This is a genomic window from Peptoniphilaceae bacterium AMB_02 (genome assembly GCA_036321625.1).
GTDB classification, from domain to species: domain Bacteria; phylum Bacillota; class Clostridia; order Tissierellales; family Peptoniphilaceae; genus Microaceticoccus; species Microaceticoccus formicicus.
In genome coordinates this window covers 1911994-1935542 of record CP143259.1, presented here as the reverse complement: position 1 = coordinate 1935542, position 23549 = coordinate 1911994, and the positions used below count along the sequence as shown (strand labels likewise).

General features: G+C 32.1%; 18 protein-coding genes. 14 read left to right on the top strand and 4 right to left on the bottom strand.

The window, feature by feature from the left end:
• Window positions 1-422 precede the first annotated feature (422 nt).
• From VZL98_09260 to VZL98_09250, 3 genes are all read right to left on the bottom strand, one after another.
• Entirely contained in the window at window positions 423-1439 is a 1017-nt protein-coding gene (locus tag VZL98_09260) for a hypothetical protein (GenBank protein WVH62880.1), read from the bottom strand.
• 248 nt (window positions 1440-1687) lie between these two features.
• Window positions 1688-1837, bottom strand: a complete 150-nt coding sequence (locus VZL98_09255) for a hypothetical protein (GenBank protein ID WVH62879.1) — start codon at window positions 1835-1837, stop codon at window positions 1688-1690.
• Between the two features lie 660 nt (window positions 1838-2497).
• Window positions 2498-4204: a sigma 54-interacting transcriptional regulator gene (locus VZL98_09250; protein WVH62878.1), complete on the bottom strand. Its 1707-nt coding sequence runs from the start codon at window positions 4202-4204 to the stop codon at window positions 2498-2500.
• Window positions 4205-4422: 218 nt separating this feature from the next.
• Here VZL98_09250 and VZL98_09245 point away from each other — a divergent pair, with 218 nt between their 5' ends.
• The 12 genes from VZL98_09245 (at window position 4423) to iadA (ending at window position 19622) form a co-directional block, all read left to right on the top strand.
• Window positions 4423-5199, top strand: coding sequence for an SDR family NAD(P)-dependent oxidoreductase (locus VZL98_09245; GenBank protein ID WVH62877.1), 777 nt, complete (start codon window positions 4423-4425; stop codon window positions 5197-5199).
• Window positions 5200-5212: 13 nt separating this feature from the next.
• On the top strand, window positions 5213-6610 hold the full coding sequence (gene gcvPA, locus VZL98_09240) for an aminomethyl-transferring glycine dehydrogenase subunit GcvPA (GenBank protein WVH62876.1): 1398 nt from the start codon (window positions 5213-5215) through the stop codon (window positions 6608-6610).
• A 17-nt stretch (window positions 6611-6627) separates the two neighbouring features.
• Entirely contained in the window at window positions 6628-8187 is a 1560-nt protein-coding gene (gcvPB, locus tag VZL98_09235) for an aminomethyl-transferring glycine dehydrogenase subunit GcvPB (GenBank protein ID WVH62875.1), read from the top strand.
• A 1-nt stretch (window position 8188) separates the two neighbouring features.
• Window positions 8189-9313: an ATP-NAD kinase family protein gene (locus VZL98_09230; protein WVH62874.1), complete on the top strand. Its 1125-nt coding sequence runs from the start codon at window positions 8189-8191 to the stop codon at window positions 9311-9313.
• 10 nt (window positions 9314-9323) lie between these two features.
• The gene (locus VZL98_09225) at window positions 9324-10766 is read left to right on the top strand and encodes a Na+/H+ antiporter NhaC family protein (protein ID WVH62873.1); all 1443 of its coding nucleotides are present in this window, start codon (window positions 9324-9326) and stop codon (window positions 10764-10766) included.
• Between the two features lie 27 nt (window positions 10767-10793).
• On the top strand, window positions 10794-11864 hold the full coding sequence (locus tag VZL98_09220; protein WVH62872.1) for an alanine/ornithine racemase family PLP-dependent enzyme: 1071 nt from the start codon (window positions 10794-10796) through the stop codon (window positions 11862-11864).
• A gap of 126 nt (window positions 11865-11990) precedes the next feature.
• Window positions 11991-13988, top strand: a complete 1998-nt coding sequence (locus VZL98_09215; protein WVH62871.1) for a sigma 54-interacting transcriptional regulator — start codon at window positions 11991-11993, stop codon at window positions 13986-13988.
• Window positions 13989-14194: 206 nt separating this feature from the next.
• Window positions 14195-14452, top strand: a complete 258-nt coding sequence (locus VZL98_09210; protein ID WVH62870.1) for a hypothetical protein — start codon at window positions 14195-14197, stop codon at window positions 14450-14452.
• The gene (locus VZL98_09205) at window positions 14445-15941 is read left to right on the top strand and encodes a sodium/proline symporter (protein WVH62869.1); all 1497 of its coding nucleotides are present in this window, start codon (window positions 14445-14447) and stop codon (window positions 15939-15941) included. The genes VZL98_09210 and VZL98_09205 overlap by 8 nt, the downstream gene beginning before the upstream one ends.
• Before the next feature lie 60 nt (window positions 15942-16001).
• Window positions 16002-16763 carry a creatininase family protein gene (locus tag VZL98_09200; GenBank protein ID WVH62868.1) on the top strand — a complete coding sequence of 254 codons (762 nt, stop codon included), beginning with the start codon at window positions 16002-16004 and terminating at the stop codon, window positions 16761-16763.
• A gap of 10 nt (window positions 16764-16773) precedes the next feature.
• Window positions 16774-18474, top strand: a complete 1701-nt coding sequence (locus VZL98_09195) for a M28 family peptidase (protein WVH62867.1) — start codon at window positions 16774-16776, stop codon at window positions 18472-18474.
• Window positions 18471-19622: a beta-aspartyl-peptidase gene (gene iadA, locus VZL98_09190; protein WVH62866.1), complete on the top strand. Its 1152-nt coding sequence runs from the start codon at window positions 18471-18473 to the stop codon at window positions 19620-19622. The genes VZL98_09195 and iadA overlap by 4 nt, the downstream gene beginning before the upstream one ends.
• 69 nt (window positions 19623-19691) lie before the next feature.
• On the opposite strand, the gene VZL98_09185 is transcribed toward iadA, so the two are convergent.
• Window positions 19692-20126 carry an OsmC family protein gene (locus VZL98_09185; protein WVH62865.1) on the bottom strand — a complete coding sequence of 145 codons (435 nt, stop codon included), beginning with the start codon at window positions 20124-20126 and terminating at the stop codon, window positions 19692-19694.
• A gap of 274 nt (window positions 20127-20400) precedes the next feature.
• On the opposite strand from VZL98_09185, the gene VZL98_09180 reads away from it, so the two are divergent.
• The gene (locus VZL98_09180) at window positions 20401-22386 is read left to right on the top strand and encodes an AAA family ATPase (GenBank protein ID WVH62864.1); all 1986 of its coding nucleotides are present in this window, start codon (window positions 20401-20403) and stop codon (window positions 22384-22386) included.
• On the top strand, window positions 22373-23437 hold the full coding sequence (gene mcrC / locus VZL98_09175; GenBank protein ID WVH62863.1) for a 5-methylcytosine-specific restriction endonuclease system specificity protein McrC: 1065 nt from the start codon (window positions 22373-22375) through the stop codon (window positions 23435-23437). Before VZL98_09180 ends, mcrC begins: the two co-directional genes overlap by 14 nt.
• Window positions 23438-23549: the final 112 nt, after the last annotated feature.

Below are 23549 nucleotides of genomic sequence, written 5' to 3'. Positions count from 1 at the left end.
CTTGCTTGAAAGTAGAGGAGCTGCCTCAGCTCCATTTTTGCAACTAATTAACCTTTGCTTCATTGAATATGAAATACCTATAATTCATGAACGTATAAACGTGGAAGTGTGGGCACTTCCTCTACTTCTTTCATAGATTTAGTTGAGAGCTCTTTGAAAGCCTCACTCTGACGAGGGAGGTGGGTTTGCGAAGCAAACTCGGAGGGAGAGAAAACCCAGGCAACCATTACTCTTGCTTGAAAGTAGAGGAGCTGCCTCAGCTCCATTTTTGCAACTAATTAACCTTTGCTCCATTGAATATCAAATACCAATAATTCATGAGCGTACAAACGTGGAAGTGTGGGCACTTCCTCTACCTAGTAAATGAATTAAAAAAGGTAGTGTATCAGAATTTATTTATTCTGACACACTACCTTTATCAATTACATAAAGCCTAATTCATTAATGGATTCATCTGTAGCATATAAATTATCGTATTCCATATCTATACCGAATAGTCCAAAAAGTTTTATTAGTGATGGAAGAACTATATTGCTTCTGTATAATATTTTTTTCATTCGTCCATATTTTGGAATGTAGTCATTGGTAACGAAGTCGGCTATAATATAAGGGACTCGCTCAGGTTCTTCAATTACTGTAAAATCTAATAATTTACGGGTTTCTCTATCGACAAAAGATAGAATTAACAGCTTTTTTTGTCTTCTTTCATAAATACAATATTTTTCTCCATTTAAATAAAACAAATCAAGCTCGACTGAATGAGAATTTATAGGAGTATCTTTAATTTCATTTATTAGTTCTTCTCCATCTAGGTAAAAACGGTGAAATGAGTTAAAATCACTATCAATATGGGTTTCATCATAGTCCCAAGTATGGATATTTTGATTATAATACACATATCCAAAAAAGCCTTCATTGGTATTGGTACTTAGTTCACCATAATTTATTTTATTAATAATCACTACCACCTGTTCCAATATTTCATTTATTATTAAAAGGTCGTCATAACAGCAAAGAATAGGTTTAAAGCCACTATTTCTAAGAATATAGAGAGGTAATAGCTCTTCCTTATTAGTAAACACATTAAAATCTGAATAGATTTCTAATTGTTCTTCGGGTATATTTTCAGGCTTGTCGAATAGGACTTCGGTGTACTCAAAATAATAATCAGAAAAATCATTATCTTTTATATTATTCTTATATTTAGCATCAAGGTAGTTTAATGCCATCCGTTGGTCTTCAAATATTTTTATACTTAAGGGTTCTTCTGTCGGTTTTGATAAAACACAAAAACACATAGTGGCGTAATCACTTACATAATAAATGAGCATGTTATTGTCAGAAAAATATTTCCAAGGATCAGCTTTTAGAAATTTACCGGTTGTTTCATAATTATTTTGCCATATTTCTACATCATAAGGGTCATTACTATTAAACAAATGATACCTCCTTGAGTTGCAGAATTAAACTGCATTATTATTAGAAATTTTATAGAAAAGAGAAATTGTGTCCATAATCATATCATATAATTAGGAAAGATGAAATAGTAGAAAGTGAAAATTTATTGCCAAAAAAATAAAAAGCCCAGTCGACATAGGGACTAGGCGGTAGTAAATATTTAATTTTAAAGCAGCACTCTATTAAAATCGTATTTCCCGGGGATGCAAAAACTTCTGTCTCCTATTTTTTATACACTCACGTCGATGCCGTAGATACACGACATATTTTCATTGGTTATGACTTCTGAAGCCGGTCCAATCGCTGTTATGGATTTATTGTCCAGTATTGCTGTAGTACATTCTAACTGAAGGGCATAATCGGGAAAATGTGTTGTCATCATGACTCCAATATGTTTTTCTTTAAGTTTTTCGACTAGAGCTATAATATGGCGAGTCTAGTGAATTTTTAAAAAGATATTTGAAAACTGCATCTGAAACAGATAGAGCGGCATCGAACAGAAATGCAGAAATTATCCTCGGAAGTCTTGTCGTCCAAAAAACATTTATTGTAAGAGGAACTATACTATTCGTACTTCAGTCAAAAAATATAAAAACTTTGGTTTTGAAGAATTTATCAAAATATTGAAATTTCTTTACAAAACTGTAGCAAAAAACATACATTTTATACACAAGTTAAATGTAAAATATACTTGTAATAAGAAATTACATTACACGAAAAAACAAATGAGTACAGGAATTAAAATAAAGAAAAGATGGAATATAAGAAGCCGCTTTATAAAACCTAAATAGATGAACTGATTTAGAGTCTTAGGTGGCATAGCATCGTCCTTTACTTAATTGTTGGACAGATTTAAATAGAAATTTTCTTACGTTAAAAAATCATACAAACTATAAACCACTTACTGATTGCAGCAGTAAGTGGTTTTTGTCGTGGAATGTACTAAGTTATTATGAAATTTGTATAAGAATATTTGTAATTCTTAATTGACTTACTCTTGTTTATGATTAATGTAAGGTTTATAAAATGTATTAAGTAACTAAATCCCGTGAGTTTTAAGTTTTCTATACAGTGTTCTTAGACTTATTCCTAGCTCTTTTGCACTAGCAGTTTTTCCATCTAAACTCCAACCATGTTTATCTAAAGTATTTATCAATAGTTCATATTCAGTTTGATGAACTATTTCTTTAATCTCTTGAGGATTTTCTTTTTTTACAAACACCCTACTTGGAATCGAATTAATACTAATAATTTCCTTATCTTCTAAATTGACTGCATACTCGATTGCGTTTTCTAGTTCCCTTATATTACCCGGCCAATCATAGGTTTTTAGTATACTCATACATTCCTTTGAAATGCCTAGTATAGATTTGTTTAATCGTTTTGAGTATTTTTCGATAAAATGATGAGTCAATAACTCGATATCAATTGGTCTTTCTGTAAGAGGTGGTATATGTAAAGGGATTACATTCAATCTGTAGAATAAATCTTCCCTAAATAATCCCTCTTGCATCATATCTTCAAGGTTACGATTGGTTGCTGCAATTATACGAATATTAACAGGTATTATCGAAAAACCACCTATTCTTTGAATAGCGTTTTCTTGCAATACTCTTAAAAGCTTAGCTTGTAAATGCAAAGGTAGTTCTCCAACTTCATCTAAAAATACTGTTCCTTCATTTGCAACTTCAAAAATTCCAGGTTTACCACCCTTTTTAGCACCAGAGAATGCACCTTCTTCATATCCAAACAGTTCTGTTTCAAATAGATTATCTGGAATATTTGCGCAGTTTAGAGGGACGAAAGGAGCAGATAATCTTGAGCTAGTATAATGTATTGCTTTAGCTATTAATTCCTTACCTGTTCCAGTATCTCCTGTAATTAGAACTGTGGAAGGAGAGGTAGAAATTTTAACTATTTTATTCTTTATATCTTCGATTTTTTTGTCACTAGATAATATTTGATCTAGATAAGTACTACCTTCATAGATTTTGTTTTCTTTATCTATTTCTATTTTAATGGAATATCCGACTATCGTTCCTTTTACTTCGAGCGGGGATAGATAAATCATTCCACTAAAGGTCTTTGATGAGAAATATTTCCTCTTTGGAACTTTTGTGGTTTGAATCCAGTTAATCAAATCAATGGGAAATATGGTTTCAATATTGTGGTATAAGAGTTCACAGGTAGGAAATAATTCTTCAATTTTAGCATCCATGTGAATTATAGATCCTTTGTAATCAATAATAATATGATTAAATTGATCCGTATTTACAAGGTTTTCTATAGCTTTATGTAGAGCGTCATTTTTAGAGTACAATTCTTCGTGCTCAGCATACATTACAATTAGTTTTGTTATGTTTTCTAAAATACTTGAGTAAACTCTAATGTCCTCTTCAATCATTTTATGACCTTCTTTTGAAAATGAGGTCAAACTTAATACGCCAATTGGGTGATCTTTCAAATCTATACAAGACAGGATTTCAATAGTTGCGGGGCAGTTATTTACAAACCTACATCCAAGACATGATTTCATTTCCCCGGGCTTGTTTACAATAACATTCCCTTGATTTATTACTTCATAAATAGATTCAGAATGAACATTTTTCCCTTTTTTTTCTAAGTACATAGGTGTACAGGTTATTAATTCAGCGGTAGAGCTAAACACCGCAAATTCAACTTTTGTTAAGTGAGACATAGTTGCAAGTAGTTGATTAATTATTGGTTTTAGTTTAACAAGTTTCATATTTGACTCCTTTGGCAATAAAAACCTATAAAATTGACATATATGACAATTATATATTACCATATCAATTTAAAATGTCAAACTTAACAAAGGAAGAGAATTTAAATTTACTAAATAGATGTTTAAATTTCAACAAAGATAATACAAAATAATATGCAAACGTTTTTCTGGCATGGCATTTGCATTCTCTTTAGTTAAACGACTAAATAGGAGGGTATATGAAAAATTTATTAGATTTAACGGGAAAAGTTGCTGTCGTTACTGGTGGAGCATCAGGAATTGGGTTAGGAAGTACTAAAGTATTAGCTGAACATGGAGCGACTGTTGTAATGGTAGGCACAAATGAGAATAAAGGTAAAAAAGTTGAAAAGGAATTAATGGATTTAGGACTAGATGTGATGTTCATTCAAGGTGATGTAACTAGTGAAAGTAGTTGTAAAAGCTGTATTGAAGAAGTAGATAGAAAATTTGGTAGATTAGATATACTCTTCAATAATGCAGGGGCAACTGTTAGAAAAAAGATTACTGAATTATCTGAAGAAGAATGGGATTTTGTTATTGATGTAGGATTAAAAGGGACTTTTTTAATGAGTAAGTACTCTATACCACTGATGAGAAAAAGTGGAGGTGGGAGTATTATAAATTGTGGATCTGGATGGGGGTTAAAAGGAGGTAATCTTGCTGTAGCTTATAATGCCGTAAAAGGTGGAATTGTTAACATGACAAGAGGGATGGCAATAGATCATGGAGAAGATAATATTAGAGTAAACTCGGTTAACCCTGGGGATACCGATACTGAAATGTTGAGAGATGAAGGTGTTCAAACTGGAGAAAAGGATATGGACGCATATCTTAAAGACTGTGGAGTAGGTAGACCATTAGCGAGAATAGGTATGCCAGAGGATATTGGAAACGCGGTACTATTTTTGTCTAGTGATTTATCATCATGGATAACTGGAACAGCTTTGGTTGTCGATGGTGGAGGAATAGCATAAGAGGAGGAAGAAAATGAAAAACATAGGTTATAAGAATCACCCATATATTCCTAATTCAGATAGAAAAATTCAGGAAGAGATGCTGAAAGAGGTTGGTCTGCAATCATTGGAAGATTTACATGCTGAAATTCCTAAGGATTTGAAACTTAATAGAAAGATGAATCTACCTGAACCTTATAAATCTGAATATGAATTAGTACGTGGTGTAGATAGGATACTTAATAAGAATATGACAGCAAATGAGTATATTAGTTTTCTTGGTGGAGGATGTTGGAATCACTATGTTCCTGCTATTTGTAACGAGATAAATGGAAGAGCTGAGTTCTTGAGTGGGTATGCTGGTGAACCGTACAATGATCATGGTAGATTTCAAAGTCTTTTTGAATATGAATCCTTATTAGCAGAGTTAATTGATATGGAAGTGGTAAATGTACCAACATTTGATTGGGCTCAAGCTGCAGCAACCGGTGCAAGGATGGCATCTAGAATTAAAGGAAGAGAAATAGTACTGGTTAATGGTTCCATAGACACTAATAAGTTATTGATTATGAGAAATTATTGTGATCCAGGTGTTGAACTTGTATTAGTAGATTATTGTAAAAAAACAGGTAGATTAGACCTTGAAGATTTAAAAAGAAAATTAAATGAAAAAGTAGCAGCAGTATATTTTGAGAATCCAAATTATTTTGGAGTTTTTGAAGATGAGGCTAATGAAATCGGAAGAATGACAAAAGAAAATGGAAGCATTCTAATAGTTGGGGTAGATCCTATTAGTCTAGGTATAGTTGAATCTCCAAGAGAATTTGGAGCAGACATAATTGTAGGAGATTTGCAATCACTTGGTAATAATATGAATTGTGGTGGAAGTCAGTCTGGTTTTATTTCAACTTTAAATGATCCTAAATTTGTTCTTGAATTCCCTTCAAGACTTTTTGGAATTGCACCAACTATTAAAGAAGGTGAATATGGATTTGGAGATATTGCATATGATAGGACATCATTTGGAGATTTAAGAGAAAAAGGAAAAGAGTATGTCGGCACACAAACTTCGTTAATTGCGATTACTGCTGGTGTATATCTTTCGCTTATGGGACCAAAAGGATTATATGAACTAGGTCAAAATATTATTCAGAAAGGACAGTATCTAGTATCGGAATTATCAAAGTTAGATGGAGTTAAAAGCAAACGATTTAATTCATTTAACTTCAGAGATGTTGTAGTAGATTTTTCTGACACCGGGAAGACTATTCAAGAAATCAATGAAGAACTACTTAAAAAAGGCATATTCGGAGGGATTGATCTTAGTGAAAAGTTTCCTGAATTAAAAAATTGTGCACTTTTTTCTGTAACAGAAGTTCATTTCAAACAAGATATCGATCAGCTTATTAAAGAATTATCGACTATTATTTAGAGTAAAGGAGTAATATAATGAAAGCTATTAATAGAGAAGGACTCGTTAGAGATGTTCACCAAGCAAGGTGGAATGAACCAATAATTTTTGAACTTCATCAACCAGGAGAAAGAGGAATTTTAGTACCAAAATGTGAAAAAGCTATAGAAGATATTGTTGGAAATGGAGTAGATAGTATTCCTAAATCATTAAGAAGAAAGAAACTACCTAAATTACCTGAAATAAACCAAAAACGAGTTTTAATGCACTATCTTAGATTATCACAAGAAGTACTTGGTGGAAATCTGAACCCTGAAATTGGTCAAGGGACATGTACAGTCAAATATAATCCTATTGTAAATGACGATTTAGCAAATAGAGATAAAGTTAAATTTTTGCATCCAGAACAACCAGTTGAAACACTACAAGGCATACTGAAAATAATGCATGAGTCAGACTTAATGATGCAAGAAATTTCAGGAATGGATAAATTTAGTTTTCAACCAGGTGGTGGTTCCCAAGCAACGATGGCTATGGCATCAATAGTAAGAATGTATCATAGAGTAAGAGGCGAAGAAGAAAAAAGAGATGAAATGATAACTACATTGTATTCGCACCCTTCTGATGCAGCGGCTCCAGCTTTAAAAGGTTACAAGATAATATATATACCTGCAGATGAAAGTGGTCATCCAGATTATGAAGCATTCAAAAATGCAGTTAGTGAAAGAACTGCTGGTCTGATTGTGGCTAATCCTGAAGATACTGGAATATACAATCCTAGAATTAAGGAGTTCACAGACATAATACATGAAAATGGTGGGTTATGTTTATATGATCAAGCGAATGCTAATGGTTTATTTGGAATAGCCAGAGCAAAAGAAGCTGGTTTTGATATTTGTTACTTTAATATGCATAAATCATTTGGAACACCTCATGGATGTGGTGGTCCCGGATCGGGTGCGATAGGGGTTGTAAAAGAATTAATAGAGTATCTTCCAGTACCACTCATAGATAAAAGAAATGATGAATATTTCTTAAATTATAACCTTAAGAATACCATTGGTAGAGTAAAAATGTTTTTAGGTACACCACAAGTTATGGTAAAGGCTTATGCATGGATGATGAGTCTTGGCGCTGATGGTTTATATGAAGTCGGGAAAGTTGCAGCGTTAAATAATCTGTATTTAATGAAAAAAGTACTAGAGCACAAAGCAATTAGTAATCCATATCCTGATAATATCCAAAGAATTGAGCAAAACAGATATACCATTGAAAAAATGAAAAATGAAACAGGAATAGGGTTTGGAGAAGTGTCAAATAGAATGATGGATTTTTGCAAACATATTTGGTCTAGTCACCATCCTCAATATATACCAGAGCCCATTACTCTTGAACCAACAGAGACGCCTTCAAAACAAGATCTTGATGAATATGTGGCTACATTGCATCAAATATTTGATGAAGCATATGAAAATCCGCAGGTTATAATAGATGCACCTACAAAGAGTACGATTCATAGAGTGGATGAGTCATCTTTAGATGATCCTGAGAACTGGTGTCCAACATGGAGGGTGTATCTAGAAAAAATTGGGAAGTAATATGAAAAAAATAGGGTTATTAATAAATCCCATATCGGGCATGGGAGGTTCAGTAGGGTTAAAGGGTACAGACGGGAAAGATACTCTTTTCAAGGCGATAAAATTAGGGGCGTTACCAAACGCTCCTAACAAAGTCATTGAATCATTGAAAGAATTAAATGAAATACAAGATCAAGTTATGTTCATAACAGGAGCAGGTGAATTGGGTGAGAATGTTCTGAAACAACTTGGCTTTAAATATGAGTTAGCGTATAAAGAGTCAGAAGGAATAATTTATACAACAGAAAAAGATAGTGAAAATCTCCTGAGAAATTTAATAAACTATGATATTGATATATTATTATTTGCAGGCGGAGATGGAACAGCACGATTGGTTGCTAATATTATAAAAGAAAACATTGTTTGTGTAGCAATACCAACAGGTGTTAAAATTCACTCATCAGTTTTTGCAATAAACCCTAAAGTATCAGGTAAGCTTACGAAAGAGTATTTAATTGAAGGATTAACAACAGGATTAGAAGAGGTCGTTGATCTAAATGAAGAAATGTATAGAAATAATATAGTAGTAACTGATTTATATGGATATTTGAAAATTCCACGTAAAGAAAAATATTTACAAAACAAAAAAGCACCTACTCCACTTTCGCAAGAAGAAACACTACAAGCAATTAGTTTGGATGTAATAGATAATTTAGAAAATGATATCTATTATTTTATTGGAGCAGGTACAACAACTAGCTATATAATGAAAAAATTAAGTCTTGATTACTCACTACTTGGTGTAGATGTTATAAGGAATAGAGAGCTAATAAGAAGGGATTGTAATGAAAAAGACTTATTAGAATTCGCTAAAAAGGGAAAGTGCATACTATATATCACACCAACTGGAGGACAAGGATTTATATTTGGAAGAGGTAATCAACAAATAAGTGATGTAGTTTTGCGGAAAATAGGAAAGGAGAATATAAGAATACTTGCAGATATAAGTAAGTTAATTAATCTAAGAGGAAGGCCATTAATAATATATACTGGCAATGATGTAATCGACGACGATTTTTCGGGTTATTACAAAGTTAAGATTGGGTATGGAAGAGATATGTTGTATAAAGTAACTAATAAATTCTAGGAGGAGAATTATGGCGTTAATTAAAATATCACCTATATTTTTGCTAGCAGGACTAATGGTATATGGAATGGAGTTATTAATAGCTGCACCAATTGCTTTCTTCTATGCGGTTATAATTGCTGCAATTGTAGAAAAATATAAATTCGAAGAGGCCATGGACAAAGGTATTGAAGCTGTAAAAGAAATGATTATGGTGTTTTTTGTACTTATGTTTGCTTATGCTGTTGCGGAGGCATTTATGGCTACTGGTGTTGGAGCATCAGTTATATTAATAGCACTTAAGCTTGGAGTAACAGGGAAAACGGTTGCTACAGTTGGGTTTATTGTAACTTGTGTGTTATCAATTGCGACTGGTTCTTCATGGAGTACATTTGCATCTTGTGCACCAATTTTTTTATGGCTAGCACATATAGTAAATGGACCAATAGTATTAGTAATTGCATCTATAGCTGGAGGATCATGTTTTGGTGATAATATTGGATTAATATCTGATACTACAGTAGTGAGTTCAGGTTTACAAGGAGTAAAAATAACTGATAGAGTTAGGCATCAAGGTGTATGGTCAGGATTACTTTTGATAATCAGTGCACTAGTAATATTTCTTGTAAGTTCTACCATGGGACTCTCATCGGTACAAGGGGATGCTAATGCTGCTATTGCTGCAATACCTAATGAAGTATTTGAAAGTCTTGCTCAAGAACGTCCAGCTGCAGTAGCATTGTTAAATCAGGTAGAATCTGGTGTACCTTACTATATGGTTATACCTATGCTAGCAGTTATTGCATTAGCTTTTATGGCGAAACCAACTCTAATATGTTTAGGTGCAGGAATAATACTATCTTGTGTTTTAGGTCTTATTGCAGGCACAATAGGAAGTGTATCAGAATTTTTAGAATTAGTGCTTACAGGTTTTCAAGATGCAGGTAGTATTTCTATAGCGATGATGTTATGGATTGGTGCTTTTGGAGGAATTATGTCAGCTATGCATGCTTTTGAACCTATATCTAAGTTTTTCTTAAGGATAAGTAAAAGTGTAAGACAACTTATGTTTTATAATGGAATATTTACATTGATAGGAAATGCTGCATTGGCTGATGAAATGGCACAAATAGTTACTGTTGGGCCGATTATTAGAGAAATGACTCACGAAAATGTTGAAGCTTCTAAAGAAAATATGTATAAATTAGATTTAAGAAATGCTACTTTTTCAGATGCTATGGGAGTATTTGGATCTCAACTAGTACCATGGCATGTATATATGGCGTTTTTTGTTACAATAGCAAATACAGTTTATCCTTTAGAGCAAGTTAATGCTATACAAGTTATCTCAAAGAATTATATGGCCATGATAGCAGTAGCTTCAATACTTATATTAACTATAACAGGATTTGATAAGTATATACCATTTTTTGCAATTCCAAGTGAACCAGATGTGAAATTGAGAAAGGACTAATGAAATGTACTAGAAAGGAATGCATGGATGTACCCTAGACTCTTGGTAAACTTAGAAAAGATTAAAGAAAATACAGGAATAGTTTTAGAGATTTGTAAAAAACATGGAATCGAGATTTTAGCTATAACGAAGGGATTCTGTGCAGATCCACAAATAGTTGAAGTGATGATACAAGCTGGAATTAAAACAATTGGAGATTCTAGGATTTTAAACCTCAAAAAACTAGAGAGTTACAATGTTGTAAAAGTTCTAATCCGCATACCAATGTTGTCAGAAGTTGAAGATGTAGTAAAATATTGTAATATTTCTTACAACACGGAAATAAAAACTATTAAAGGTTTGTCCTTAGCTGCACAAAAAAATGGTAAACGACATAAAATAATCATTATGATAGATAAAGGAGACTTGAGAGAAGGGGTTTATAGTTTGATTGAATTAGAAGAAATAATTCAAGAAACCCTGCGGCTTAAAAACATAGATATTGTAGGTTTTGGGATAAATATGAAGTGTTTTGGAGCTATAATTCCTACAGAAAAAACGCTTGAAGAGTTAACAGTAACTACTAAGCAGTTGGCCGACAAGTATAAGCTGAATGTAAATACGTTATCTGGTGGAAATTCATCTTCTTTTTATTTGATTGAGACTGAAAGATTTCATGGTATAAATAATATACGATTAGGAGAGGCTTTAATACTTGGCACAGAAGCATCATTTAATAAAATTATACCTGGCTGTTACAATGATGCTTTTACACTTGAGGCAGAAGTAATTGAAGTTAAAGAAAAACCTTCAATACCACATGGGAAACTTGCATTAAATGCATTCAATAAAGTACCCTCATTTGATGATAGGGGTAATATCAAAAGGATGATTTGCGCGATAGGGAGCCAAGATATTGATTTCGATTTTATTATACCAAAAGATGATTCTTTAAGAATTTTGGGAGGAAGCTCAGACCATTTTATATTAGATTGTACCTTAGCAGATGTTGATTATAAAGTAGGAGATATAGTTAGTTTTACACTTGGGTATATGAGTATACTTAGAGTTATGAATTCTCCCTATGTCGAAAAAGTATTTCTGAACAGTAAATTCTAAATATTAAGAAACAACAACTTTCTAATGTGCTAGTATTAAGTTGTTGTTTTATTTTTTTATGTAATAAATACAATTTAAATTCAATATATGATAAACTGATTAAGAGTGAAGGAAGGAGGGGAAACCATGGGATTAACGATTATTACAAGTACAAAACTTACACTTGAAGTTTTAAAAAGTCAAATACATAACCTCATTGGAGATAAAATTGCTATACGTGGATTTCATTTGGATGAAAAAATACACACCCAAATTAGCGATGATTTAATACTCATAACTAGTAAAAGTATCTACGATGATGCAAAAAAATATATAGACAAGAAATCTGATATTTTAATAGCAAGAAGGTCTATAAACTATCATGAGATTAGTGAATTATTCAGCATTAAAGAAGGAAGTGATGTATTATTAGTTAATGATCTAAAAGATACTGCTAATGAGACTATTCAGTTACTTTATGCACTAGGTATAGATTTTATTACATTTCATCCTTATTATCCGGGGATAACAGAATACGTTGATTGTAATATTGCAGTAACAGTAGGAGAAATAGATTTAGTGCCAAAGAATATTAATAAAATAGTTGACATAAAGACTAGAAATATTGATTTTACAACATTGGTAGAAATATTAATCAAGTTTAACTTGATGGATGAAAAAGCAAACATTCTATCAGCAAAGTATGTTGTTGATATTATAGATTTGATAAAGAAAAAAGAACAAATGATGGAAACTCAAAAGAATTCTAGCCTAAAATTTGAAACGATAATAAATACTGTGAATGATGGTATTATTGCTTATGATGAAAATAAAGAAATAACTGTCTTTAATCCCATAGCTGAGACGATTTTCAACATATCAAAAAACATCTTACTGTCTAATAGTTTTGACAAGAACTTAAAAAAATTTGTAGACGATGCACTTTCAAACAGTAGAACAGATAAAGAAGAGTTTATTAAGATTAAAGATAAAGAATTTATTGTTAAAAAGAGGAGAATGAAATACACAGGTAAGCATAAGGGAGAAGTTTATACATTAAAAGATGTGACAGAAATAATAAGGTTAGAGGAAGAATTGCGTAGGAAGCTTGTTTTATCACAACATTTTGCAAAATACACATTTGGAGATATTGAAGGATCGAGTGTCGCAATTAAAAATGCTAAGAGTAAAGCTCTCAAAATTTCAAGTTCTGATTCTCCTATTTTAATACAAGGAGAGAGTGGAACAGGAAAAGAACTTTTTGCTCAAGCAATTCATAATTCCTCTAAAAGAAAAAGAGGACCTTTTGTAGCAATTAATTTTGCTGCATTACCAGACACTTTATTAGATAGTGAATTATTTGGGTATGAAGAAGGATCTTTTACAGGTGCAAAAAAAGGTGGTATGAGAGGATTATTTGAGCAGGCTCATGGAGGTACAATTTTTTTGGACGAGATAGGTGATGCTCCGGTAAATTTTCAGATTAGATTATTGAGAGTATTACAAGAAAAACAAGTGAGAAGGATTGGAGCTAATAAAGTAATTCCCATTGATGTTCGTATTATTTCTGCATCCAATAAAAATTTAAAAAAGCTTATACAAGAAGGAAAATTTAGAGAAGATCTTTATTATAGATTAAATGTTTTACCATTTCATATACCTTCTTTAAAAGATAGAAATAACGACATAATGATATTAGCACACTCATTCTATAAGAATTTTCATCCAGATAATAATATTGATGAGGAACAATATTTTTCTAAGATTAAGAATGCTATGCTCAAATATAATTGGCCAGGTAATATACGTGAATTAAGAAATGTAGTTGAATATTTAATAAATATAGCAGAGAATACTATTCCAGAGGAAGTTGATTTGCCAATTGAACTTCAAAATTTAAATACCATGAAACAGGTAAAATCAAATATTGATTTAGTAATTCTGGAGAATATAAAAAATTATAATGGGATGAATATCCCTATTGGGAGAAGATCTTTATCTGAGCTAACTGGAATATCAGAAAGCAAAGTTCGTAAGATAATAAATAATATGAGCGCAAATGGATTAGTTGATATTTGCATAGGACGGAAAGGACTACAAATTACAATAAAAGGACTTAATTACTTGAAAACAGAGTCTTTATAAATAATGGGACAATCGGGATAACAAAGGGATGAATACCCCTTTGTTTTTTTGTTTTATGGCTTTGGATGCATGAAAAGCACTAAAAATACTAACATATAGTAAAGTGTTATTTTGGCATAGTATGTGCATTATATGTTAAATAAGAATTCTAAAAATGAAAGGAGGATAGTTCCTTAGATTATAAAACTAATAGGGAGGTTAAGAATATGAGTTCTGATTATAAAAAATTTGAAAAAAAATGGATACTGATTTTCTTTGCAATGTATGTACTTATCATGCTACCATTTCCATTCTTTTATAGTACACGATACATCCCGTCAATACTTGGGATTCCGTTGTTTTTAGTTGGGTGGATAGTGCATACAGCAATGACCTTTGTTTTAATATTCATCTATTCAAGACAAGCATTGGCTAGGAAAGAATACCAAATATTTAATAATGAGGAGGGGCAAGATTATGAATAATTCTGTACAAGCTACACCATTGCCATTTTATACTGTGTTAGCATTGTATTTAATTGGTATGGCATACATAGGTTGGTATGCATCAAAAAAAACTACAAGCTTGAGTGAATTTTTTGTTATGAATGCAAAAGCAGGCGCTTTAGTTAGTGGATTAGCGTACTTTGCAACACAATATAGCATGAGTACATTTATGGGAGTACCAGGAACAATTTATAATGTTGGTTATGCAGGATTAGCGGTTTCAGTTCCAGGCTTAGTTTTTAGTATGATAATTCCCGCCATATTAATCGGTAGGAAATTGATAGTTATGGGTAGAAAATTTAATCTTTTAACTATGGCGGATTATTTAGCTGATAGATATGGATCGAACACAATACGAATCTTATTAGCTATATTAATGATTATTTTTCTAATTCCTAACATGGGTGCTCAAACAATAGGAGCTGGTGTAATAGTAAATGTCTTTACAGGTTTACCCGTATGGGTAGGAGTTGTAGGTATGGGTATTATTGTAATTATTTACTGTATGGCTGGTGGAATACGAGGGGCAATGATTACTGATGTAATTCAAGGTTTACTTATGGTTGGTACAGCTATTATAACATTTGTATTATCTGTAAAAATGGGAGGTGGATTGTCGAGCATAAATGAAACTTTAGCTTCTACAAGTCCAGAAATGCTCTCATTCCCTGGTGGAAACAATTATATGCCTTGGCAAAATTATGTTTCTCAAATAGTTTTGTGGAGTTTCTTTACTATGGGACAACCACAACTTTTTACAAAATTTTTCGCCATGAAAGATCATAAAACAATGTTTAAAGCAGTATTACTTGGGACGTTGGGAATGTGGTTTGCAGCTACATTGATAGAATGGTCAGGTGTGAATGCATCGGTATTTATTAAGGGATTGGTTGGAAAAGAATCTGATAATATAGTCCCTATGATATTACAAAGAGGATTAAATCCGTTCATGGCATCATTGTTTATTGCAGGAATAGTCGCAGCAGGGATGTCAACTATTGACAGTGTTTTGATTATGTCAACAGGTGCGATAACTAGGGATTTATATCAGAAAGTAATTAATAAAGATGCTACAGATGACGATGTTATGAAGATATCAAAATTCGTAACAGTGGCAATTGGTATTGTAGTTATTTTATTTGGTATTTTTAGACCAGCAAGTATATTCCAGATAATATTATTCGCTTTTGGTGGAATGGGGGCGTTCGTTATTCCTGTACTCTTCGGGATGTACTGGAAAAGAGCTACATTACAAGGTGCTATATCTTCAGTAATTGTTACAGTAGTAATAATGATTTCTATAACATTTAAATTCAAAAACTTAGCGTTTGGTTTTCATCCCTTAATTGTGTCTGCAGCAATAGGATCAATAGTTATGATCGTAGTAAGTTTAGTTACAAATCCACCAAGTGATGAAATAATAGATAGACATTTTAATTATTTAGATGATTATAAATTACAAAACTAATCAAAATTGGACAAAGGTGATATTTCATCACTTTTGTCCATGTGAATTTGGAGGTATATAATGAAATTATCACATTTGAGTTGGAAACAAGCAGAAAATATCTTTAAAAGAGTAGATATAGCAATTTTACCTGTTGGAAGTGTTGAAAATCATGGAACGCATGGTCCTTTAGGGACAGATTATTTAATACCAGAAAGATTATCAGAGATGATAGAAAAAGAAACTGAAGTAATAGTATTGCCAGTAATACCATATGGAGTATGTCCACATCATAAGAGTTTTCCTGGGACAATTAATATTGGACATGATGCTTTACAAATGGTAGTACGAAACATAGTTTTTTCATTGTTTGAACAAGGAATCAAAAAATTCGTGTTTTTGAACGGACATGGAGGTAATGATAGTTCGCTTGATATGGTTGCACTGGAACTCTACAATCGAGGTGGCATTGCTGCAACTGTTGATTGGTGGGTTTTAGCTGGACAACTCAATAATGAATGGGTTGGAGGGCATGCAGGAAGAGAAGAAGCTTCTGCAATTATGGCAATAGATGAAGATTTAATTGACTTAAATGAAGTGGTACCATTGGATTATAAGAATTTAACAGATGAGTTAAAATGTTTAAATATAAATACTGTGGAGTTTAAAGGTGCAAGCATTAAAATAATGAGAGATGTTAGAGATGTAGTAGAAAGTGGTTGGTTTGGTAAAGATGATCCTGCTTTTGCAACAAAAGAAGAAGGAGAGAGTATGTTAAACGCAACTGCTAAATATCTAGTTGATTTTATTGAGGAGTTTAAAAAAATAAAGCTAGACAGATAGGAGTATATTAATGATAGATCATGACATTAATAAAAGTGAACTTACTTATTATCTTAATAACATTGTAAAATATGATAGATTATCTGGAGGGAAAGGGGAACTAAATGCTCTAGAGTTTATTCAAGAAGAACTAAATAAGTGTGGTATATCAAATACTTTATATAAATATCCTGCTTATTTAAGCAATCCAGTTTATGGGAAGTTGTATATTTTAGAAGATTCAAGTAAAACAGAAATAGAAGCTAAGACAAGGAGTTTTTCAAAGAATACCTTTGGCAAAGAAATCAAAGGAGAACTAATCTATATTGATGAGGGAAGTTTAATAGATTCTATTATTGAATACAATCTTAAAAAAACAGACTTAAAAAAAGATTTAGAAAACAAAATAGTAATCAGTGAGTCTTTAAATCCCATATCGGTTCTTGAAGTCCAGAACAGGGGAGCAATAGGATTTATTCAGTACTGGAACGGTAATGAAAACGAAATACATGAGGGAATTTATAATCCGATTTGGGGAGCTCCAGGATACGAAGATATAGACTATTATCCAAGAATACCTATAATCGCTATTAATGGTAAATATGGTAAGAAAATTGTTGAAAAACTATCTTACGAAAGAATTGATGTATCAATGTGTACAGTTTTAGAAGAAGGCATACAATTAATACCTATTCTTGAAGCAAATATTGAACCTAAGAATGATAACGATGGTAAATTTATATTAATTGGTAATCACATCGATTCATGGCATTATGGTGCGACCGATAATGGTACTGGAAATGCACTTGCACTATACCTGGCAAAGTATTATAAAAGTATAATAAGTAAATTTAACATAGGAGTAAAGATTGCATGGTGGTCAGGTCATTCAAATGGAAGATATGCAGGTTCTTCTGCTTATGCAGCTGATAAATTCGAGGAACTTCTAGAAGGGTGCATAGCATATGTAAATATTGATATGCCAGGGTTAAGAGGAGCTAATGACTACACAAATATCAGTTCGGGGCCTAGCTTGATTGAATTATCGAAGCAGAAGATATTTGAAGTTACAAATCAAATAGGATTTTATTCAGGTACAGTTCGTGGGTGGGATCAATCCTTTCAAAATATTGGAATAACACCGTATTTTATCTGGGGATCAACATTAGAAAAAAACCACCCGGATACAACAAACGATACATTTATGAGTTGGTGGTGGCATACGGAAAAAGATTTACTAAAATATTCTGACATGGATGTATTGGAAAAGGATACAATTCTATATATTTCTGCAATTAATGACCTATTACTTTATGGATTAAACGCCTTCAATATAGAAGAATTGTTTAAATTAATATATGATACACTTAATGAATATAATAAAGAATATTTTTATATTAAAAATCTGGACTCATTAATAGATAAGGTTGAGGAAACATGGGGTTTATTTACAAGTTTAGAAGATACCTTAAACCAAGATGAAAAATTGAATCTGATTAAGCTACTTAATCGAATATATTATGTAAGTAGAGAAATTTATTTACAGGATTATGCCCTACAAGAGAAACCTATACCTCGACTTAGTGAAATATTTAGAATTTATGAATCTTCTAATAAAATAGAATATAGATTTATATTAGATAAGCATTTAACTTCTGAAAAAAATAGAGTTTTGAATATTTTGATTGAAGTGATGAGGTTATTAAAGTCGAGAACAAAGGAGAAACTATGATTAAAATAATTAAAGGTGGAAATCTCTACACACCCGAGCCTATCGGTAAATCAGATATCCTAATCGGTGGAGGGAAGATACTAAGGATCAGTAAAGATATCCCTAAAATAGAAGATGCCGAAATTATAGATGCTTCCGGGAAAATAATAATTCCGGGACTGATCGATCAGCACGTTCATATTACCGGTGGTGGAGGAGAAGGTGGATTTAATACAAGGGTTCCTGAAGCGCAGCTTAGTTCATTTATAAAAGCAGGAATTACTACAGTTGTTGGTCTGCTAGGGACTGACTCCACTACAAGATCTGTTGAGAATCTAGTTGCAAAAGCAAAGGCTTTAAACATAGAAGGAATAACGGCATATGCATTAACCGGAGCTTATGAGTATCCTTCACCTACTATAACCGGTTCTGTTAAGAGAGATATAACATTTATTGAAGAGATAATTGGCGTAAAAATTGCGACCAATGACCATAGAGATTCTGCAATATCGGTACGTGAACTTGCAAGGCTTGGAACTGAAGCAAGGGTTGCAGGTATGTTATCCGGTAAATCAGGACATGTTACAGTCCATATGGGTAGCGGAAAATATAATATGAGTGAGATAAACGAGGCAATAAAACTATCCAATCTTCCCGTGACTGTATTTAGACCTACTCATATCAATAGAAAGAGAAGTCTTTGTCTTGAAACTCTTGAGTTTGCAAAAAATGGTGGCTTTATTGATATAACCTGTGGTATACCTTCAGAAATATCGATATCTGATATTTTAGATATTGCCAAGGAAGAGAATATTCCCCTCAAAAATATAACTGTAAGCTCTGACGGATATGGATCTTGGTCAAGTTATGACGATGCAGGTAATCTAGTAAAAATAGGTGTCACACCGATAGATACCCTCTTGGCAGAAATCAAGGAACTAGTAAGTTTAGGCCATAGTATGAAAGATGTAATTTCGCTCTTTACTTCAAATGTAGCAGATGCCCTAAAAATCTCGAAGCAAAAAGGACGATTAAATGATGGTCTTGATGCAGACCTATTAATCCTGAATGAAGATTTGTCGCTATATGGTGTTATTGCTAAAGGTGAAGTTTTAATGGAAGGGGAAAAAATACTAAAATTAGGCACATATGAAAATGTAGTTTTATAATATGCACTAATTAAGCTTTTAAACAAAAATGGCAAATCAGAAATTATAAAATCTGATTTGCCATCTTTTTTAGTTAATTATAATCTTGTAATTAGCAGCGTTTACCAATGTGTCTTGAACCGGACATGTCTTTTCAACAAATTCTATAAAAGCTTCTATTTCTTCTTGAGTATTCTCAGCATCTATAGTTATATGTGTACGAACTTCAGAGAAACCAATCTTTGCTTCCGGATTTTTACCAAGGAATCCATCGGGATCTAAATCTCCTTCAAGCTCAATTTTGAAATCAACCAGATTAATATTGTGAGCAGGTGCAAAACATCTCATAACGATAGCCTTACAAGCTCCAAGAGAAGAAAGTAGAGCTTCTACAGGGTTCATAGCCTTATTATTTCCTCCAAGCTCAACAGGTTCATCAAGCAACATCTCAAACTCTCTAACCTTACAAGCCATTGTAAGTCCTTCTCTAGGTTCAACCACTGCTTTAAAAACTTCTTTTGCCATTTCAAATCCACCTTTCTAATTATATTACACTATTTATTATACCACATTTGTTAAATTTAATGCATAGATTGAGAAAAATATGTGAAAAGTATAGAAAAATTTTACAAATGATACATTGTCTAACCTTTGGGGATGATTGTTGAAAAAGTGGGAGTTATGGTATTATATGTATATAATTATCGGTTAGTTAACGTGTGAAATAAATATAGTTGAGAAATAATACTGAATTTCATAAAAAATACAGTAAATAAAAAATTGTTTAACTGGAGGCAAAATGTATAACGAAACTAAATTCAAACAAGTTTTAACTGAGTACAAAAAAGTTTTTCCAACACCAGATTGGAAGGTGGAAGTATATAAATGGGAAGCTGTACAGCATTTTCAAGAACATTGGGATATAGAAACGTCTGATTTTTACCAGATGGTAAAGGAATCATTAAGTATGACAGACAATTTGTTGACATCATATAATAGATTTCCAATAGGGGTACTTTTAGGATTAATTGAAGCTGCAGAAAGTGATGTTAGAGAAATGTTTTTAATTCTCTACGATGAAAGTTTACCGCTAGAAACTAGGATTGGTAATTTTATGATTACAGCAAATGATCTTAATGAAAAGTTTGGAGAACCTGGTAAAAACCATTATCAAGATATAAATGCTATAAGTACATATTTATGGCTCAAGTATCCTGATAAATACTATATATATAAATATTCAGAGTATTTAAGACTTGCAGAAATAATCGAAAGCTCATTTACACCAAAAAGAAATGGGAAAGTTGATAATGTATTAGAAGGATATAAACTTTATAATCAGATTTCATTGGCTTTAAAGCAAGATGAAGAGCTACAGGAGATGGTTAAAACTTTCTTGTCTGATAAGTCCTATCCTGATCCCGAGTCAAAAACTTTGGCGATAGATTTCGGTTATTTTACAAGTAGAGAATATAAAGACGTGAAGGCAAATGACGAAAACAATACTCTTGAAGGTTGGTTTCCTGAACATTATCATCCTGGAATATCTTCAGAAAAATGGGAAGAATTACTTCATAATGAAAGAATTTTCAATAATCAAAGTTTACGTATTATGAAACGAATGCTTGATATAGGAGGTTCAGCTACCTGTAAACAGCTTTCGGAAAAATATGGTGGACATATAAATCTATACAATTCAGGATCGAGTTCTTTAGCGATGAGAATAGCAAGAGAAACTGGTTGTCCGGTAATGGAAAGAGATACAGAAAATTCCAAATGGTGGCCAATTCTATACCTAGGCAGATATACAAAAAATAAGGATGATGGAATATATAAATGGAGACTTCGCCCTGAACTTAAAAAAGCTTTAGAAAAATTTGATTTCACAGAGATAAAATTATATGAATTAGAAGAAGTGGATGTCATAAAATACACAAAACAAGACTTTTTAAAGGATGTATATCTTGAAGAAGACAAATACATCGAGCTTGTAAATTTACTGGATGAAAAAAAGAATATAATACTTCAAGGCGCTCCAGGAGTTGGCAAGACTTTTATGGCTAAAAGGCTTGTATACTCTATTTTAGGAGAAAAAGATGATGACAAGATAGAAGTGGTTCAGTTTCATCAAAATTATTCTTATGAAGATTTTGTTATGGGATATAAGCCTATCGATGATGGATTTAAGCTTGAAGATGGTATTTTTTATAAATTCTGCAAAAAAGCGAATGAGAATCCGGGAAGCAAATACTTTTTTATCATTGATGAGATTAATAGGGGGAATCTAAGCAAGATATTTGGAGAGTTATTGATGTTAATTGAAGCTGATAAAAGAGGAGAGAAATTGACTTTAGCATATAGTAAAGAGTCTTTTAGTGTGCCTGAAAATCTCTATATCATCGGAATGATGAATACAGCGGACAGAAGTTTGGCAATGATAGATTATGCTCTTAGGAGAAGATTCAGCTTTTTTGAAATGGAACCGGCTTTTAAGTCAATCGGATTTAAAGAATATCAGAAAACGCTAAATCACGACAGCTTTGATAGGCTGATAAGTAAAGTTGAAGATCTTAATAATGCGATAGAAAAAGACAGTTCACTTGGAAGAGGATTTTGTATAGGGCATAGCTACTTTTGCGGTAGGACGGTATCTGATGATGATTGGATCAGACTTGTTATTAATTATGATTTATTACCTATGCTAAAAGAGTACTTTTTTGATGACGAAAACAACTATGTAAAGTGGAAAAATGAATTATTAGGGATACTAGATGAACAAAAATAAACATATTCTAATTAAGAATATCTACTATATGTTGGCATATGCTTTTAAGGTACTGAATCAAAAGAATTTTGAAGAAATAGAAATTGAAGAATTTGAACAAATCCATAATTTATTTGCGGCTATTTTATATAAAGGAATCTCTGCTCAACTTAAACAAGGACTATATAGGGAATATATATCAAGAACTGAAAATCTCAAGACATTACGAGGTAAGCTTGATATCTATGGATCCTTACAAAACAATATACAGAAAAAACATTCCTTGGTTTGTGAATTTGATGAATTCTCAGAAAACAATATTTTTAATCAGATACTAAAAACTACTTCTCTACTATTAATTAGAGAAAATAGAGTGAGTAAAGAGAATAGGGAAGCACTAAAAAGTGTTATGATATTTTTCGGAGAAGTAGATGAACTTGAAGTAGATAAGATTATGTGGAATAAATTAATATTTCACAAAAGTAATCAAAACTACAAGATGCTGCTTAATATTTGCAATTATGTAATCAGTGGGCTGATTTTATCTACTCAAAAAGGCAAACATAAGATGGCGAATTTCTTAGATGAGCAAAGAATGTATGCACTGTTTGAGAGTTTTGTAAGAGAGTATTATAAGAAACATCATAGTGGACTATCTGTCTCATCTCCTCAGATACCTTGGGATATTGAAGAGGGTATAGAAAGCTTCTTACCGGTAATGCAAACGGATATAGTTCTAAAAAGTAAGAATAAAAAGCTTATAATAGACACAAAATATTACTCGAAGAGTTGGCAAACACATAGCCAGTACAATAAGAGCACACTCAGATCGAATAATCTTTATCAAATATTTACTTATGTAAAAAATGAAGATATAAATAATTTAGGTGATATCTCAGGACTATTACTATATGCTAAGACAGATGAAGAAATATCTCCAAATAGTGAATATGTAATAGGAGGCAATAAAATATACATTAGAACCTTAGATTTAAATCGTGAATTTAGTTATATTGCCAAACAGCTTGACGACATAGTCGATGAATGGAAAAGTTATGCATGCATATCCTAATGGAAACTAAAGTAATAATAATATAAAAACCTTATGAATTAATTTTTTATTTTTGGATATGAAAACCAAACTAGCAGATATTAGAAAATAGAGTAACTGAACAACCCCAAGA